Source organism: Agrobacterium sp. LEGMi-208b (assembly GCF_059511785.1).
Window position 1 is genome coordinate 389,578 of sequence record NZ_CM183445.1, and the last position, 17,064, is coordinate 406,641.

The 17,064-nt window shown below is 59.6% G+C and carries 12 protein-coding genes and 1 other annotated feature; of the genes, 6 read left to right on the forward strand and 6 right to left on the reverse strand.

Features of this window, described 5'->3' with window-relative positions; translation table 11 throughout:
- Positions 1 to 125: 125 nt before the first annotated feature.
- Positions 126 to 1,223: a serine hydrolase domain-containing protein gene (locus tag AC5YUO_RS01965; RefSeq protein ID WP_496154890.1), complete on the reverse strand. Its 1,098-nt coding sequence runs from the start codon at positions 1,221 to 1,223 to the stop codon at positions 126 to 128.
- 124 nt (positions 1,224 to 1,347) lie between these two features.
- Between AC5YUO_RS01965 and hemB the strand changes: the two genes are divergently transcribed.
- The 4 genes from hemB (at position 1,348) to AC5YUO_RS01985 (ending at position 4,155) form a co-directional block, all read left to right on the forward strand.
- On the forward strand, positions 1,348 to 2,361 hold the full coding sequence (gene hemB, locus AC5YUO_RS01970; RefSeq protein ID WP_269343950.1) for a porphobilinogen synthase: 1,014 nt from the start codon (positions 1,348 to 1,350) through the stop codon (positions 2,359 to 2,361).
- A 97-nt stretch (positions 2,362 to 2,458) separates the two neighbouring features.
- A complete protein-coding gene (locus AC5YUO_RS01975; protein ID WP_400812064.1) occupies positions 2,459 to 2,917 on the forward strand; it encodes an RDD family protein in 459 nt (152 codons plus the stop codon).
- A 177-nt stretch (positions 2,918 to 3,094) separates the two neighbouring features.
- The gene (locus AC5YUO_RS01980; protein WP_496154066.1) at positions 3,095 to 3,853 is read left to right on the forward strand and encodes an arginyltransferase; all 759 of its coding nucleotides are present in this window, start codon (positions 3,095 to 3,097) and stop codon (positions 3,851 to 3,853) included.
- A 59-nt stretch (positions 3,854 to 3,912) separates the two neighbouring features.
- Positions 3,913 to 4,155, forward strand: coding sequence for an AbrB/MazE/SpoVT family DNA-binding domain-containing protein (locus AC5YUO_RS01985; RefSeq protein ID WP_496154067.1), 243 nt, complete (start codon positions 3,913 to 3,915; stop codon positions 4,153 to 4,155).
- Positions 4,156 to 4,230: 75 nt separating this feature from the next.
- On the opposite strand, the gene parC is transcribed toward AC5YUO_RS01985, so the two are convergent.
- Positions 4,231 to 6,483 (reverse strand): DNA topoisomerase IV subunit A, encoded by a 2,253-nt coding sequence (parC, locus tag AC5YUO_RS01990; protein WP_496154068.1) that lies wholly within the window; start codon positions 6,481 to 6,483, stop codon positions 4,231 to 4,233.
- Positions 6,484 to 6,712: 229 nt separating this feature from the next.
- Between parC and AC5YUO_RS01995 the strand changes: the two genes are divergently transcribed.
- Positions 6,713 to 7,903 carry an aq_1923 C-terminal domain gene (locus tag AC5YUO_RS01995; protein WP_400812057.1) on the forward strand — a complete coding sequence of 397 codons (1,191 nt, stop codon included), beginning with the start codon at positions 6,713 to 6,715 and terminating at the stop codon, positions 7,901 to 7,903.
- Between the two features lie 40 nt (positions 7,904 to 7,943).
- Here AC5YUO_RS01995 and AC5YUO_RS02000 read toward each other — a convergent pair whose 3' ends face one another.
- The 4 genes from AC5YUO_RS02000 to aspS all read right to left on the reverse strand — a co-directional run bounded on the left by AC5YUO_RS02000 (position 7,944) and on the right by aspS (position 15,541).
- Entirely contained in the window at positions 7,944 to 9,425 is a 1,482-nt protein-coding gene (locus tag AC5YUO_RS02000; RefSeq protein ID WP_496154069.1) for a SulP family inorganic anion transporter, read from the reverse strand.
- A 75-nt stretch (positions 9,426 to 9,500) separates the two neighbouring features.
- Positions 9,501 to 9,556 (reverse strand) — a sequence feature (sul1 is cis-regulatory element that is thought to sense ions involved in sulfur or methionine metabolism; They are found in Alphaproteobacteria).
- Positions 9,557 to 9,634: 78 nt separating this feature from the next.
- Positions 9,635 to 11,740 (reverse strand): methyl-accepting chemotaxis protein, encoded by a 2,106-nt coding sequence (locus AC5YUO_RS02005; protein ID WP_496154070.1) that lies wholly within the window; start codon positions 11,738 to 11,740, stop codon positions 9,635 to 9,637.
- Positions 11,741 to 12,053: 313 nt separating this feature from the next.
- Positions 12,054 to 13,499, reverse strand: coding sequence for a cell envelope integrity protein CreD (gene creD / locus AC5YUO_RS02010; RefSeq protein ID WP_496154071.1), 1,446 nt, complete (start codon positions 13,497 to 13,499; stop codon positions 12,054 to 12,056).
- A gap of 254 nt (positions 13,500 to 13,753) precedes the next feature.
- Complete coding sequence (gene aspS, locus AC5YUO_RS02015) at positions 13,754 to 15,541, reverse strand: aspartate--tRNA ligase (protein WP_496154072.1); 1,788 nt, start codon at positions 15,539 to 15,541, stop codon at positions 13,754 to 13,756.
- A 191-nt stretch (positions 15,542 to 15,732) separates the two neighbouring features.
- On the opposite strand from aspS, the gene AC5YUO_RS02020 reads away from it, so the two are divergent.
- On the forward strand, positions 15,733 to 17,004 hold the full coding sequence (locus tag AC5YUO_RS02020) for an MFS transporter (protein WP_400812047.1): 1,272 nt from the start codon (positions 15,733 to 15,735) through the stop codon (positions 17,002 to 17,004).
- Positions 17,005 to 17,064 lie beyond the last annotated feature (60 nt).

Sequence of the window (17,064 nt, forward strand, 5' to 3'; positions counted from 1 at the left end):
GCCTTGTCAAAACATCATCGTCAGCCAGACTGGCAAACCCGCTGAAATCAAACGAAGCTGCGCAAATGGGTGCCCCGAGCGCCGGCACGTTTTGGCGATATGGGCACCGCGCAGGCGGTTCCTTCTTAAATGGCCAGGGCAAGACCCAGAAGCAGGCGATAGGGAAGACTGCGAGGCACCATCTGGTTTATGGTTCCGGCAATATAAAGATCACGATCCGGCACATAAAAGAGCATCGTGCCGAAGGCGCCGGAATGCCCAATCATCGCCGGGACAGGAAAAAAGGGCGACTGCCAGCGTGGAATGCTGAACCGCATGACACCCACACCATAAGAAAGAGGAACCCACGGTGAAAAAATCGAGTGCCACCGTGCCGTCATCCTCGCCAAGCCTGCCTTGGGAAACAGCTCTCCCGTCACGAAAGCGCGCAGGAAGCGTATCTGGTCCGAGATAGTCGAGACAATGGCGCCTTCGGCCGCAAAAGAGGACAAGGCCCTCGGCGTATACAGAGGCCTGTCTCGATACATGACCGCCGTGACCTCGCAGAAGCGGTGGAGTGTCGCCGCCGTAAAGAGCCAGGTATCCTTCAACGCCAGCGGCTCAAGCAGACGCTCACGCAGCGCATCTTCGTAACTGCAACCGGACAGGACCTCGATGATGCGACCCAAAAGCATATAGTTGGTGTCGCTGTAGAATGCCTTTCCCGGCGTGGAGGGAGCAAAATGCCCCTTCATGGACCGGCAGATCGACAGGAGCTCATCGAAGCTCCAGCTCCTGTCTGCCTCCAGAAGATCGGCAAGGACAATGCGTCCATCCGGTTGCGTCTCCTCGAAATAGTCCGGAATGCCCGATGTGTGGGCCAGAAGGTCACCGATCGTGACCTTCGATCCGAAATCATGTCCCTTGTAAATATTGAGACCACACATCACCTCCCATCCGAGCACATCAGCGGCGCGGGTATCCAGTGAAAGCACCTGCTCTTCGCATAACTGCATGATCAGAGCCGTGGTGAACAATTTGGTAATGCTGGCGATGAAGTAGGGCTGTCGCTCTACGCCGCATCGCCATGAGAAACCAGTAGATGGTTGCTCGATTGCCAGGGAAAGTCCGGTTATGCCGGGCGCGTTGGCAAACCGCGTCGCGATCCGTTCAAGTTTGGGTTTTTGCATCTGTCGTCCCGCTGGGCCCAAGCTCGTTTCCGCCATCACCGACAGCTGATCCATCCCGGCCAAGAGGCATTGTCCCCCAGCACCATTGCAGGAAAATTGCGCAGGAAAATTGCCGCATTCGCATCGCGCCTCCTCTGTGTTATGCAGCTTTCCAAATTTGATCGAAGGACATTCTGACATGCAGGACAAAACGCATCTGGTCGACGAGATCACCGGTCATCGCCGCATGCGGCGCAATCGCAAGGCGGATTGGACACGCCGTCTGGTGCAGGAAAATCGCCTGACTGTCGACGATCTCATCTGGCCGGTCTTCATCGTGCCCGGCAGCAATATTGTCGAGCCCATTCCCGCCATGCCCGGCGTCAACCGCATGAGCGTCGACCGGCTGGTGGAAGCGGCGAAGGAAGCCGCCGATCTCGGCATTCCGGCAATCGCGACATTTCCGAATATCGAAATGGAGCTGCGAGACGAGACCGGCTCAAACGCGCTTGAGGCCAACAATCTCATCAATCAGGCGACCATCGCCGTCAAAAAAGCCGTTCCCAATATCGGCATGATCACCGATGTCGCGCTCGATCCCTTCACCAGCCACGGACATGACGGCATTCTGCGCGGCGACGAGATCGTCAATGACGAGACCGTGGAACAGGTCGTCAAGGCGGCGATCCTGCAGGCGGAAGCCGGATCGGACATTATTTCCCCATCAGAGATGATGGATGGCCGCATCGGCGCCATCCGTCGCGGTCTCGATGCCGCCGGGCACCAGAATGTCGGCATCATGTCCTATGCGACGAAATTCTCTTCCGGCTATTACGGTCCCTATCGCGAGGCCATCTCCACGGCCGGTCTGCTGAAGGGCGACAAGAACAGCTATTACATCAGCCCTGCCAACGGCATGGAGGCAATCCGCGACGCAGCGCTCGACGTGGAGGAAGGTGCCGATATGCTGATGGTGAAGCCCGGCCTGCCCTATCTCGACATCTGCTGGCGGCTGAAGGAGAATTTCGGCCTGCCGACCTTCGCCTATCAGGTGTCCGGCGAATATACCCAGATCAAGGCCGCCGCCATGAACGGCTGGATCGACGGCGAGCGGGTGATGATGGAAACGCTTCTCTGTTTCAAGCGTGCGGGCTGCGATGGCATCCTGACCTATTTCGCCATCGAGGCCGCACGCAAACTCGCTAAAGGCTGAGGCCCGCACTTATTGTATTCGGTCGTTTTCTTCCCATATTGTCTGCTGACACGGCACTCATGCCGCGCTGTCATACCCTCTCAGGAGAACACGACCGATGAGCCTCGAACAGAACCCCACTTATGCCGCACCGGATGACTGGCGCGCCTATAGCGGCGTCCTGAGCCGGCGGATCTTCGCATTCCTGATTGATTATGCGATCGTTCTCCTGCTGTGCATTCCGGCGGCAGTGATCGTCTTCTTCCTCGGCGTGATTACCCTCGGCCTTGGCTTCTTCCTCTACCCGGCGCTGTTCGTCATCGTTGCCGTGCTTTATTTCGGCATGACACTCGGCGGCCCCTCGCAGGCGACCCCCGGCATGCGGGCGATGGGAATAGCCATGGCGCGGATGGACGGGCGGCGAATCGATTTCCTGCTGTCGACCGTTCACATCGTGCTTTTCTGGGTCATCAACTCGGTTTTGACGCCGCTGATCCTGCTTGCAGGCCTGTTTACGGAGCGCTCGCGCCTCGTTCACGACTTCCTGCTCGGCACCGTTATCGTCAGAACGCGCTGATATCGATGAAAGCCACGGAAACGTGGCTTTCATCACGTCAAATACCTCATCCCGCAGTTGACGTTTTCCGTCATTTTGCCATTCTGTGACATTATGCATGTCGCTTGAAGCGCCGCCGCCAACCCCGTGAAATCGCGGTGCGCTTTCATAACAGACGCAGGAGGCGATCACGGTTCGATGAACACGCAGGCGACGCCCTCTCCTCAATTCTATCTTACGGCGCCGGCCACCTGCCCCTATCTGCCGAACCAGATGGAGCGGAAGGTCTTCACCCATCTGGTCGGCCCGCGCGCCTCGGAAATGAACGACCTTCTGACCCAGGGCGGTTTCAGGCGCTCGCAGAACATCGCCTATCGCCCGGCCTGCGAAAACTGCCGCGCCTGTGTCTCCGTGCGCATCCTGACCGAACAGTTTCAGCCGACGAAATCGATGCGGCGCGTTCTTGCCGCGAACCGGGATGTCGTCGCCACGGTTCACGCTGCCGAACCTTCCACCGAACAATTCGCCCTGTTTCGCCGCTATCTCGACCACCGCCACCAGTCGGGCGGCATGTCCGACATGTCGGCGCTGGATTATGCGATCATGGTGGAAGACACGCATGTAAACACCCGCATCATCGAATATCGCGTGCGCGAGCCCGGCTCCGGCATCGATTCCAGCAAACGCGGTGAGCTTCTGGCCGTGGCGCTCAGCGACGTGATGAGCGACGGGCTGTCGATGGTCTATTCCTTCTTCAATCCCGATCTCGAAAAGCGCTCGCTCGGCACCTTCATGATCATCGATCACATCACCCGCACCCGCGCGCTCGGCCTGCCGCATGTCTATCTCGGCTACTGGGTCGATGGTTCGGAAAAGATGGGCTACAAGACCCGCTATCATCCGCAGGAACATCTGACGCCGCGCGGATGGGAGGTTTATGTGCCGGAAGAAAAGTAATGCCTCGAAAAATTCGGTAAAAATATTATGCAATACTCCATTTAAAAAGGAGTATTTTCATGAAGACAACTCTTACGAAGATCGGCGAAGACGCAGGCCTTGCGATCCCGAAGGATATTATTGAACGGCTGGGGTGGAAGATCGGCGACGTTCTCAACCTACATTTTGATGGCAATTTTCTTGAGTTGCGAGCTGATAGCGTAAGCGAACAAGCAACCGACGACTTCAATCGTCAACTCGAACATGCTCGGCACGCGATGCGTAAGTATCATGTTGCCTTAACAGAGCTCGCGAAGTCATGACGTTCCAATTGGTCTTGTCACGATACTAAGAGGGTGAAGCCGCCCCGGGGAAAAGCCGGAGCGGCGTTAAAATATCTACCCACCAAATTTCCCGCTACGCGGAAAGCCCTTCGGCACGGTACGGCCCACTGTTGCGCGGTCGGCCAGCCATTCGCGCAGTTCTTCACCCACCTTGTTGAAGAGACGCCCGGCCGTGTCTGACCATGACAAGCCCTCGGCGAGCGCGAAACATTTCACGTCGACGACGCCGCCATCCTTGTAGCGCTGCAAGCGCACGCCCTTGCCGCGCGACATTTCCGGCACCTGCGCCAACGGGAAGGCCAAAAGCTTGCGGTTTTCGCCGACAACCGCGACATGGTCGCCCGTCACCGGCACCGCGAGCTTAGCTTCGTCAGGCATCGAGACATTCATGATCTGCTTGCCCTTGCGGGTATTCGCGACCATTTCGCTCTCGGGTACGATGAAGCCGTTACCGGCCGTAGAGACGAGCAGCAGCTTGCGCGATGGATCATGCACGAAGGCGGTCAGGATATCCTGATCGTTTTCCATGTCGACCATGATGCGGATCGGCTCGCCATGGCCGCGACCGCCCGGCAGCTTGTCGGCGCCGAGCGTATAGGCCTTGCCGCCGGTCGTCAGCAGCAGCAGCTTGTCGGTGGTCTGCGCCGGGAAAGCGAGCTTCGGGCCGTCGCCTTCCTTGAAGGTCAGCGCCGATGTATCGGACATGTGCCCCTTCAGCGCCCGGATCCAGCCCTTCTGCGAGATGACGATGGTGACCGGTTCCTTTTCGATCATCGCCTGCTGGATGGCCTCGATATCGGCATCCGGCGCATCCGCGAACTGCGTGCGGCGGCGGCCGATCTCGGTTGCCTTGGCATATTTCTTTTTGACCTCGCCGATTTCCCAGGCGACGGTCTGCCACTGCTTGTCATCGGAAGCGAGCAGCGCCTCGATCTCGGCCTTCTCGTTGCTGAGATCGTCGTGTTCCTTACGGATTTCGATTTCCTCGAGCTTGCGCAGATTGCGCAGCCGCATGTTGAGGATGGCTTCGGCCTGATTGTCGGTGAGTGACCACTTGGCCATCATCACCTGTTTCGGCTCATCCTCTTCGCGGATGATGCGGATCACCTCGTCGAGATTGAGATAGGCGACGAGCAGGCCACCCAGAATCTCCAGCCTGCGGTCGATGGCCGCCAGACGATGGCGCGAGCGGCGGACCAGAACGTCCTTGCGATGTGCCAGCCACTCGGTCAGCACCTCGTTCAGCGCCATCACCTTCGGCACCTTGCCGAGCGACAGCACGTTCATGTTGAGCGGCAGGCGGCTTTCGAGGTCGGACAGGCGGAACAGCGATTCCATCAAGAGCGTCGCATCGACGGTACGGCTCTTCGGCACCAGCACGATGCGGACGTCTTCGGCCGATTCGTCTCTGACATCCTCAAGCAGCGGCAGCTTGCGGGCGATCAGCAGCTCGGCGATCTTTTCGATCAGGCGCGATTTCTGCACCTGGAAGGGGATTTCGGTGATGACGATCTGGTAACCGCCGCGACCGAGATCTTCCGTTTCCCATTTGGCGCGCACGCGGAAACCGCCGCGGCCGGTCTTATAGGCATCGAGAATATTCTCGCGGCTTTCGACGATCACGCCGCCGGTCGGCAGGTCGGGGCCGGGAATGAACTCCACCAGCTTTTCAACCGTAGCATCGGGGTGCTTGATAAGATGGAGCGCCGCGTCGCAAAGTTCGTGGGCATTGTGCGGCGGGATCGATGTCGCCATGCCGACGGCAATGCCGGAGGCACCGTTGGCGAGCAGATTGGGGAAAGCACCCGGCAGAACGACCGGTTCTTCGTCTTCCTCGTTATAGGTGGCGCGGAAATCCACCGCGTCCTCGCCGATGCCCTCGAGCAGCAGTGCCGCCACCTCGGTCATGCGCGCTTCGGTGTAACGATAGGCGGCGGCGCCATCACCATCGATATTGCCGAAATTGCCCTGCCCGTCGACGATCGGATAACGCTGCGAGAAATCCTGCGCGAGACGCACCAGCGCATCATAGACCGACTGGTCGCCATGCGGGTGGAACTTACCGATCACGTCACCGACGATACGGGCGCATTTCTTGAAGGCCGAGTTGGGACGGATGCCCATTTCGCTCATGGCGTGAATGATGCGGCGGTGAACCGGCTTCAGGCCGTCGCGCACATCCGGCAGCGCACGATGCATGATCGTGGACAAGGCGTAAGCGAGGTAGCGCTCTTCAAGCGCCGCCTTCAAATCGACCGGATGAATATTATCGTCTCCGCCGGACGGAGGTACAAGATCTTTTCCCATGGTGCTTGACTAGCGGAAATGCCGATAACCGGCAAGAAATTCAGGGGGTGCAGCTGTGGATGAAAGCAACCTTTTCATGCGATTTTTTGTTAACCGCGTTGCAAATGCCGCAATGCCGCCGTCATGGGAATCGATCTAAATCCTATAGACCTTTGAATAATCGCGAATATAAGTATCACCATTCGAATTCGAACACGGTGCACAGCCGTACGTTGAGGGAAGAAACATCATGAGACTGAAATCCACCCGGCAGGTTCTTTTCGCGAGTGCCGCGCTTCTTACGCTTTCGGCGCCGGCTTTCGCGCTGGATGGCGGGGATGTGCTGAAGAAGATCAATGCGGCTTATGCCGCACAGGGCGGCGAGATCGCCGCCGGTTCCGTCGCCGTCAACGGCTCGACGGTGACCCTGAACAGCGTGACCTTCAACGCGGTCGCCGATCCGGCCAAGAAAATCCCGGTCGGCAATGTGACGCTCGAAGGCGTCGAGGAAAATAACGGCGGTTACAAGATCAAGAACGCCCGTTTCGACAATATCGACTACAAGCAGGAAAACGTGGAGATCAAGGCGAGCGACATCTACATGTCCGGTCTCGTCATTCCCGCCGATGCGACCACCGGCACCGTCGATGCGCTGATGTTCTATGACGAAGCCCATAGCGGCCCTGTTTCCGTTGCCATCGACGGCAAGCAGGCTTTCTCGCTTGAGGAAACCAGCGCGACGATGTCCGTCAGCGATGACAAGAACTCGATCGGTTTCGAACTCGATGCATCCGGCTTCAAGGCCGATCTCAGCGAAGTCACTGATCCCGCGACCAAGGACGCCGTCGAAAAGCTGAAGCTGCAGGCGCTTTCCGGCGACATGACCATGAGCGGCAGCTGGGAAGTGGCCTCCGGCACCGTCGATGTCGAGGAATATGCCATTGATCTCGATGATGTCGGCCGCCTCAACATGTCGTTCGGTTTCTCCGGCTACACGCTCGACTTCATCAAGTCGATGCAGGAAACGGTGAAGGCGCAGGCCGCCAACCCGAACAAGGAACAGGCGGATCAGGCAGCAAGCCTCGCCATGCTCGGCCTGATGCAGCAGCTTTCCTTCATCAACGCCGAAATCAGCTTCGAGGACGCCAGCATCACCAAGCGCGCCATCGACTATGCGGCAAGCCAGCAGGGCATGACGGGCGATCAGCTTGCCCAGACCATCAAGGGCATGGCCCCGATCATGATGGCCTCGCTCAATGTTCCGGAGCTGCAGAACATGGTGTCTGCGGCCGTCAACGCCTATGTCGACAATCCGAAGAACTTCTCGATCACGGCAGAGCCGGAAAAGCCGGTTCCGTTCCCGATGATCATGGGCGCTGCGATGGGCGCGCCGAACACCCTGCCGAAAATGCTCGGTGTGACGGTGACGGCAAACGAATAAACAAAAAAGCCCCGGTTTTTCCGGGGCTTTTCTTTTGCGCTCAGTGCAGCGGGGCTGCCGCCGCATCCTGCTTGTCATGCAGGGCGAAACGGTCGATCATGTGGGCGCTCGCCTCGTTGACGCCGATCACCTCGACCCGCTTGCCGGCCTTGCGGAATTTCATCACCACCTTGTCCAGCGCGCCGACTGCGGAAATATCCCAAAGATGCGCTTGGGTGACGTCAATCGTCACCGCCTCCACCTCTTCGGCGAAATCGAAGGCGGCGATGAAGCTTTCCGTCGAGGCAAAGAAAATCTGGCCGTCGACACGGTATATCCGCTCGCGGCCATCGGCTGAAAGCTCCGGCCGGACATGGAAGAGTTTAGACACCTTGCCCGCGAAAAACACGCCGGAGAGAAGGACGCCGGCCAGCACGCCCTTTGCGAGATCATGGGTCGCAAGCACCGTGCCGACCGTCACCAGCATGACGATGCTTGACGATGGCGGGTTGCGGCGGAGATCAAGGATGGAGCGCCATGAGAAGGTGCCGATGGAGACCATGATCATGACAGCCACGAGTGCCGCCATCGGAATGATACGCACGAGATCGTCCAGCACCAGAATGAGGAACAGCAGGAAAGCACCCGCCACGAAGGTGGAGAGCCGTCCCCTTCCCCCGGAACTGACATTGATGACGGACTGGCCGATCATGGCACAACCGCCCATGCCGCCGATGAGGGCGGACGCGATATTGCTCGTCCCCTGCCCGATGCATTCCCGGCTCTTGTTGCTGCCGGTATCCGTCATGTCGTCGACGATCTGCGCCGTGAGCAGCGATTCCAGCAGGCCGACGGCGGCGAGCGCCACGGAATAGGGAAAGATGATCTGCAGCGTCTCGAAGGTCAGCGGCACCTGTGGCAATGCAAAGATCGGCAATGTCGATGGCAACTCGCCGAGATCGCCGACCGTGCGGATATCCATGCCGGAGAAAACCGCCACGCAGGTCAGGGCGACGATAGCGACCAGCGGCGAGGGAATGACCTTCGTGACCAGCGGGAAGAGATAGATGATCGCAAGGCCGGCCGCGATCATGACGTAGGTTTCAACCGGCACGCCGATCAGTTCGGGCAATTGCGCCATGAAGATCAGGATCGCCAGCGCATTGACGAAACCGGTCATGACCGAGCGCGACACGAAACGCATCACCCGGCCGAGTTTCACAAGACCCGCCAGGATTTGCAGCACGCCCATGAGAATGGTGGCGGCGAAGAGATATTGCAGCCCGTGCTCCTTGACGAGCGTGACCATCAGGACGGCTGTCGCGGCGGTTGCCGCCGAAATCATGCCGGGACGACCACCGGTGAAGGCGGAAACGCAGGCAATGGCGAAGGAGGCGAAAAGCCCCACCTTCGGGTCCACACCGGCAATGACGGAGAAGCCGATCGCTTCGGGAATGAGGGCGAGTGCCACGACGATGCCGGAAAGCAGATCGCCGCGAATATTGGAAAACCACTCACGTCTGTAAGTCTGAAATCTGTTCATCTGATTTTTTTCGCAAAGAATGACGCACCGGCCGGAGCCATGTCCGGTAGATTGAAAAGGAATGTCGGTGCTTTGCGTTGTCTGGCGGATCGGCGGCCAGAAGAGCCACCCGGAATTTCACCGGGTCCGTGGTGAGTGTCCCCACCTATAAACGGCAAAAAAGCGGGCCGCAAGTTGCGCGCCCGCTTTTCGATGACTGCAATGGTGTCTCAGGCCGCTTCCCGCGCGTGATAGTCCGACATCTCCATCTCGCTCAGCCGGAACTGGCAGACCAGCTCCTTGAGACGCGCGGTCTCGCCCGCCAGCATGGCGCTCGCGGCATTGTTTTCCTCCACCATGGCGGCGTTCTGCTGTGTGCCCTGATCCAGATGATTGACGGCGGTGTTGATCTCGGAAAGACCCAGCGACTGCTCGTGCGTGGCGGCAGCGATGGCTTCGATATGGTCGTTGATCGTCTTCACCGAGCCGCCGATGCGCGACAGGGCCGCACCGGTTTCCCGAACGAAGCGAGCGCCCTCCTTCACCTCCGTCCCGGAGGTCCGGATGAGCTGCTTGATTTCCGCAGCGGCCTTCGCGGAGCGCTGCGCCAGCTCCCGCACCTCCTGCGCGACGACGGCAAAACCGCGCCCCGCCTCACCCGCGCGCGCCGCTTCCACGCCGGCGTTGAGCGCAAGAAGGTTGGTCTGGAAGGCGATCTCGTCGATGACGCTGATGATATTGCCGATCTTGCCAGACGATTGCTCGATCTTTTCCATGGCCATGATCGTATCGACCACGAGATCGGCCGTGCGGCTGGCATCCTCATCCGCGGAATGGGCCACCGCACGGGCTTCCACAGCGCGTTCCGCCGAGATGCGGATATTGGCCGTCAGCTCATCGAGGGCCGCGGCTGTTTCCTCCAGCGAGGCGGCCTGCTGCTCGGTGCGGCGGGCAAGATCGGCAGCGCTCTGGCTGATTTCCTGGCTGCCGCCATCAATGGCTACGCCCGACTGCACAACACCGAACATGGCGGTATCGAGCTGGCGGATCGTCCGGTTGAGATCGTGGCGCAACGCCTCGAAATCCGGGGCAAAAGGCTCGCTCAATTCGAAGGAAAGATCGCCGGCTGCAAGGCGGTGAAGCGCCGCCGCAAGCCCGGTCGTCGCCTGTATCAGCCTTGCCTGCGCTTCAGCCTCCGCCTCACGCTGGAAGCGGGCCTTTTCCGCCTCGGCCTGCTGCCGGGCCGCGAGCGTCTGGTTCTCCAGTTCGATCTTGGCGATGGCGGCATGCCGGAAGATTTCCAGCGCATGCGCCATGGCGCCAAATTCATCCTTGCGGCGCAGACCGGGCACGGCGAAGTCGGTCTCGCCTTCGGCAAGGCGACGCATCGCGCCGGTTATTGCCGTCGCGGGTCGCGTTATCGACCGGCCAATGAGATAGACACCGGCAAAAAGGACCAGAACGGTCAGGGCGATGAGGGCGACGACGATCGAAACCGTGCTTTCCGCCGCATTTTTGTTCTCGAGCGCGCTGGCCTGCCGCTCCTGCCGATAGGTCGAGGAAATATCGGCGACGACGGGCAGCAGTGCCTTATAGGCAGTGGCGACCGTTTCGCGTGCCTTCTGCTCCTCCAGCACCGCCTGCGCGTAAAAGCGGAAGGATGCGGTGTAGATTTCCAGGGCATCCATGATGCGCTGGCGCTCCGCTCCCGGCCGGTATTCCAGCTTCACCAGCGCCTTGAAGGTTTCCACCTCGGCGGCGTGTTTCGTCGCATAGGTTTCGTCGCGCCGCAGGATGAAGTCCTTTTCGTGCCGGCGCATCATCAGCATGCTGGCGCGGATTTCGGCATTGGCGACGGCGTCGATGAGTTTCTCGATGGAATGCACACCATTGCGCATGGCGCCTTCAAGACCGTCCGTGGGCGTGAGACCCAGCTCCCGGTTCTTGGCAACCAGCGCCTTCATGCGGTCACCATAGGCAACGACGCCCTGCGCCAGCGCCTCGAGCTTCGCACGCGTCTGCGACGCCGCACCGCTTTCAAGCGAAGCGACGGACTGCTCGACCTTCCCCATCGTCTGGTCGAACTGCGCGACGGAATTCATATCCCTTGATAGCAGGAAGTCCTTCTGGTGCAGGCGGCTTTCATGCAGTGTGTCCACCAGCGTCGTCAACACGCCGTCCCTCTGGATCAGCGTATCTTCAGCGACACGATAACGCGCCTCCATCTGCCTTTGCCACAGCAGCATGCCCGCGATGACGGCGATACCGCACAGCGCGGCCAGCGCCAGCATAGAGACGCGATGCGCTATTTTGAACGTCGAGACCAGCGAAAACATTCAACCCTCGTTTGCGAAATTTAATGGGGCGATGAATGATCGACAAGGCTTAAGAAGTTCTCTACCGGATTTGTCAGTTCGATTAAGTTTTTATGACAATCCACAGGTCAAATCGAAAGAAGCATACGATACCTGCAAGCAACAGGCCCCGTACGACCAAGTTGCCGGCAGTAAAAAAGAGCAGATAAGAGACGGGAAAACATCGCTTTCCCGCCTCGCCTCGTGCTTCCCGTCTTTCACGCCGAATGCCAAGCCGGATAAGGAAAACAAGGCGTTGTGGCATCCGGTCGAACCCCTTCGGAGCGGGTGGAGACTATGCCATATTGCCTGTGGTGTTGCCCATTCTTGAGGATCCCGTGCCCGACCAGTCGACCTGCCTTGTGGCGTACATGGTCGCGGCTATGGCAATGAAGGAAATCACCGCGCCGGCCAGCAGCGCATATTCATCTTCATTCAGAACCAGGTACATGACGCCATAGGCGACCGCCAAAACCGTAAACAGTGCCATACCGCTTTTACGACTATTGGTTGCGCTTCCGAGATAGGATGCGATCAGCGCCGCCGTCGATATCGATGCCGTGGCATAGGCGATCGTAAAGCCCGTATGCTCGGAGAGTGCGAGCAGCAGAACGTAGAATATGACCAGAGCCAGCCCCGTCAGCACATATTGTATCCAGTGCACGACGCTACCGCCCTTGAGTTCGACGATGAAGACGGCGAGGAAGACCAGCGAGATGAAGCCGATCGAATATTTCAGCGTCCGGGCGATGATCTGGTAGAACTTCACGGGTTCGACGAGATTGATTGTCATGAGGCTGCCCGACAGCGGCAGGCGCTTGCCCTCCACCACCCGGTCTATGCCCCTTGCAAGATAGGGAATGGTCCAGCTGGCCTTGAAATCCGTGGCGGTGACTGTCTTCTGCTCGGGCAGGAACAGGCCTTCAAAGCCCGGATGCGGCCAATCGGCGTTTGCCGCAAAGCTCGTCGTCTGACCGGCCGGCGCCACGGCGAAACTGCCGGAACCATTCAGGGAAAAGGCGATGTCGAAGGCGAATCCCGTTTCGATGAGGTTTTTCTCAATCGGCCTGTGCACACCGGCATCGGACCTGATCGCGATCTCCGAACCGCCGCGGTTGGTCATTACCGAAATATCCCGCATACCGGGATCGAAAGGCAGAACCGGGCCGCCATCGATTTTGACGCCGGCGCTGGAACGGATGCCGGTAATATCCTGAATGCTGAGGACGAGAATGGCGCTGTCCAGCCGCGGCGTGCCGGAGAAGCGCGCAAGGTCCTGCAGGATGCCGGAACCGAAACGGCCTTTCAGCATGAGGTTGCCGTTATAGACCGGCAGGCTGTAGATCGACAGACGCTTCTCCTCGGTCTTGAGGTCAGCCGTGACATCAAGCGTTTCCGGCATGACGAGCACCCATTCCGTCGTTCGGTCCACTATGCTGCGGCCATCCACCTCGCGGCGGCGCTCCACGTCGAAGGGCACGGCAAGATAGGGGCCGTTCACCACCTGATCGCCACCCCATCCGCTGGCGATCCGCCCCGAAACGTCTTCCGCCCGCGAGGCGCGCTCTTCTGTCAAACCCCAGACGAGCAGGAGCGGCACGAGCAGAACCATCGATATGAAACCGATCATCAGGAACTTGGCGCCGGGCGAACGCAGGCTGACAGCGAAATTACCGCGCGGCGGGGCTGGAGGAACCTGCCCACCCGCCGGGACAGCATCTTTTTCCGTTTCATGTACCATTCTGAAATCCTTCTAAATATGATCGCGCCGGAACCGAAAACGAAGTTCGGCCGGCGCTGTCCCAAGTTTAAAACCCCAAATAGTCTTGCGTCCCCGAGGTGAACGCGGCGCCTATACTGGGATCGGATTTCGGCTGATTGTGCGCGGAATTCGGTTTAATGCGCGGTAAAATTGTGACTTTGCCGCGTTCGTTGCAAAACAAAAAGGGCCGGCGTCGCCGCCAGCCCTTTGTTTGAAACCTGAATAGATCCCGATCAGTCCTTCTTGGACGGAACCACACGCAGCGCCAGTTCGCGAAGCTGCGTCGGCGTTGCCGGCGACGGCGCGTTCATCAGAAGGTCCTGCGCCTGCTGGTTCATCGGGAACAGAGTAATTTCGCGCAGGTTCTTGGCGCCGACCAGCAGCATGACCACGCGGTCGATACCGAATGCGCAACCGCCATGCGGAGGCGCGCCGTACTGGAAGGCGCGGTAGAGGCCGCCGAAGCGCTCTTCCACGTCCGTCTGGCTGAGGCCCACCTTTTCGAAGGCCTTGACCATCAGCTCTGGCGACTGGTTACGGATCGAGCCGGAGGCGATTTCGAAGCCGTTGCAGACCGCGTCATACTGGAAGGCCTTGATGGACAGCGGATCCTGTCCTTCAAGCGCTTCCAGACCACCCTGCGGCATGGAGAAGGGGTTGTGGGCGAAATCGATCTTCTTTTCTTCTTCATTGTATTCGAAGAAGGGGAAGTCGACGATCCAGCACATTTCGAAACGGTCGCGGTCGATCAGGTTCAGCTCGTCGGCAGCGCGGGTGCGCGCCTCACCGGCGAACTTGTAGAACTTGGCGGGATCGCCGGCGACGAAGAAGCAGGCATCGCCCGCCTCGAGGCCAAGCTGCTGGCGCAGCGCCTCGGTGCGTTCCTCGCCGATGTTCTTGGCGAGCGGACCGGAGCCGCCGACCTTGCCGTCCTCTTCCTTCCAGAAGATGTAACCGAGGCCGGGCTGGCCCTGAGACTGTGCCCAGGCGTTCATGCGATCGCAGAAAGCGCGCGAACCACCGGTCTTGGCCGGGATTGCCCAGACCTGAACCTTGGGGTTGGAAGCGATCATATTGGCGAAGACCTTGAAGCCCGAACCGTCGAAATGTTCGGTCACGGCTTCCATGACGATCGGGTTGCGCAGGTCCGGCTTGTCGGAACCGTATTTGCGGATCGCCTCGTCATAGGGAATGCGCGGCCACTGTTTCGTCACCGGCTTGCCTTCGGCGAACTTCTCGAACACGGCCGTCATCATCGGCTCCATCGTGGTCCAGACATCTTCCTGGGTCACGAAGCTCATTTCGACGTCGAGCTGGTAGAATTCGCCCGGCAGGCGGTCGGCGCGCGGGTCTTCATCGCGGAAGCACGGCGCGATCTGGAAATAACGGTCGAAACCGGCCACCATCAGAAGCTGCTTATACTGCTGCGGTGCCTGCGGCAGCGCGAAGAACTTGCCTTCATGGATGCGCGAGGGCACGAGGAAGTCGCGCGCGCCTTCCGGCGAAGAGGCCGTCAGGATCGGCGTGGTATATTCGGCAAAGCCGGCATCGGCCATGCCGGTGCGCATGGCGGAGATGATCTGCGTGCGGCGAACGATGTTCTTGTGCAGCGTTTCGCGGCGCAGGTCGAGGAAGCGGTACTTCAGGCGAACGTCTTCAGGGTACTCAGGCTCGCCGAAGACCGGCAGCGGCAGTTCCTTGGCAACGCCGAGAACCTCGATTTCCTGCGCATAAAGCTCGATCTCGCCGGTCGCCATGCCCTTGTTGACGGTGTCTTCCGAGCGCGCCTTGACGAGGCCGTCGATGCGGATGACCCATTCGCCGCGCACGGTTTCTGCAACCTTGAAGGCCGGGCTATCGGGATCGGCAACCACCTGGGTGATGCCGTAATGGTCGCGAAGGTCGATGAAGAGAACGCCGCCATGATCTCGCACGCGATGAACCCAACCGGAAAGGCGAACGGTTTCGCCGACGTCGGACTTGCGGAGAGCGGCACAGGTGTGGCTGCGGTAACGATGCATTTTTTTATCCTGGAACGTGTCGTGGGCCTGATGGAGGCCAGATGGGCGGCACTGTCGAAATTTGCCGGAAAAGCGCATGGCCAGCCTGATTTGTCAAGGCAAAGCGCAAGATTGTCGCCTTCCGCCTGTCCTTTCCCCCGCCTTGGCTTTAGATAGTGCTTATTCAGCCCGCCAAACCGAGTCGGCCCGCAATGAGCCAGATCAGACCTCTTATCCCGCTTCTCGTCACCGCCGGTATCCTGATCGGCGGCAACGGCCTGCAGGGAACCTATATTGCGCTGCGCGGCCTCTCCGAGGGATTTTCGGCCAGCACCATCGGCCTCATCAGCGCCGCCTACAGCATCGGATTTGCGCTCGGCTGCATTTCGGTGACGCAGCTGATGCGCCGGATCGGCCATATCAGAACCTTCGCCACTATGGCGGCGGTCGCTTCCGCGGCATCGATCGCCATGCCACTCGTCATCCATCCCGTATTCTGGATGCTGATGCGTTTCGTCATCGGTATTGCGGTCGCCTGTCTTTTCGCCGTGATCGAAAGCTGGATCAATGCGCAGGTCACGAATTCCAACCGGGCGCGCACGCTCTCCATCTATCGTTTCGTCGATCTCGGCTCCGTGACGCTTGCGCAATATATCATTCCCATCGCCGGCATTGGCGGGCCGGTGGTGTTTTCGCTGATTGCCATGGCGCTGACACTTTCGCTGGTGCCGATCTCGCTTGCAGACAAATCCAACCCCGCACCGCCGAAACAGATCCCCTTCAATCTTTTCGCGGTCTGGCGCATTTCGCCGCTTGCCGTTGTCGGCTGCGTGGCCGTCGGGCTCAGCATGGCGGCGTTTCGCAATATGGGGCCGATCTATGCCGAACAGATCGGCATGTCCGTCACCGCCATCGCGACCTTCATGAGTGCGGGCATCATCGGCGGCGTGGTGCTGCAATATCCGCTCGGCGTCTATTCCGACCGCTATGACCGCCGCATCATCATTCTCGCCACCACCGCCGGCTCGGTCGTCGTCGGCCTGTTCCTCGCCTTCTTCGCCGGCACCGACGAGTGGAGCAACATCATCGGCGTCTTCATTTTCGGCGCATTCGCCCTGCCGCTCTATTCGCTGAGTTCCGCGCACGGCAACGATCACGCCAGGGAAGGCGAACATGCGATGATGTCGGCCGGGCTCCTGTTCTTCTGGTCGGTGGGTGCGACGGTCGGACCGCTTCTCGCTTCGCTGCTGATAGACCAGTTCGGCCCGAAGGCGCTGTTCAGCTATACGGCCGCGATCCAGATCGTTTTCATCGCCTATACCATCTACCGGCTGCAGGTGCGCGAAGGTGTGCCCGTGGAGGAGCGGAACTGGCGGTTCAGTTCGCTTTTGCGCACCTCAGCCTATTTCCAGAAGCTCGCTTCGCCTCCACCACCCAAAAAGGATGGGCCAGAGCCCGATCCACCCGAGAAAAACGACCCTTGAGCCTTCAAAAGCGGGCTTTGTATTGACATGCGCCCGGCAAAGGGAAAGTAAGACGGATAA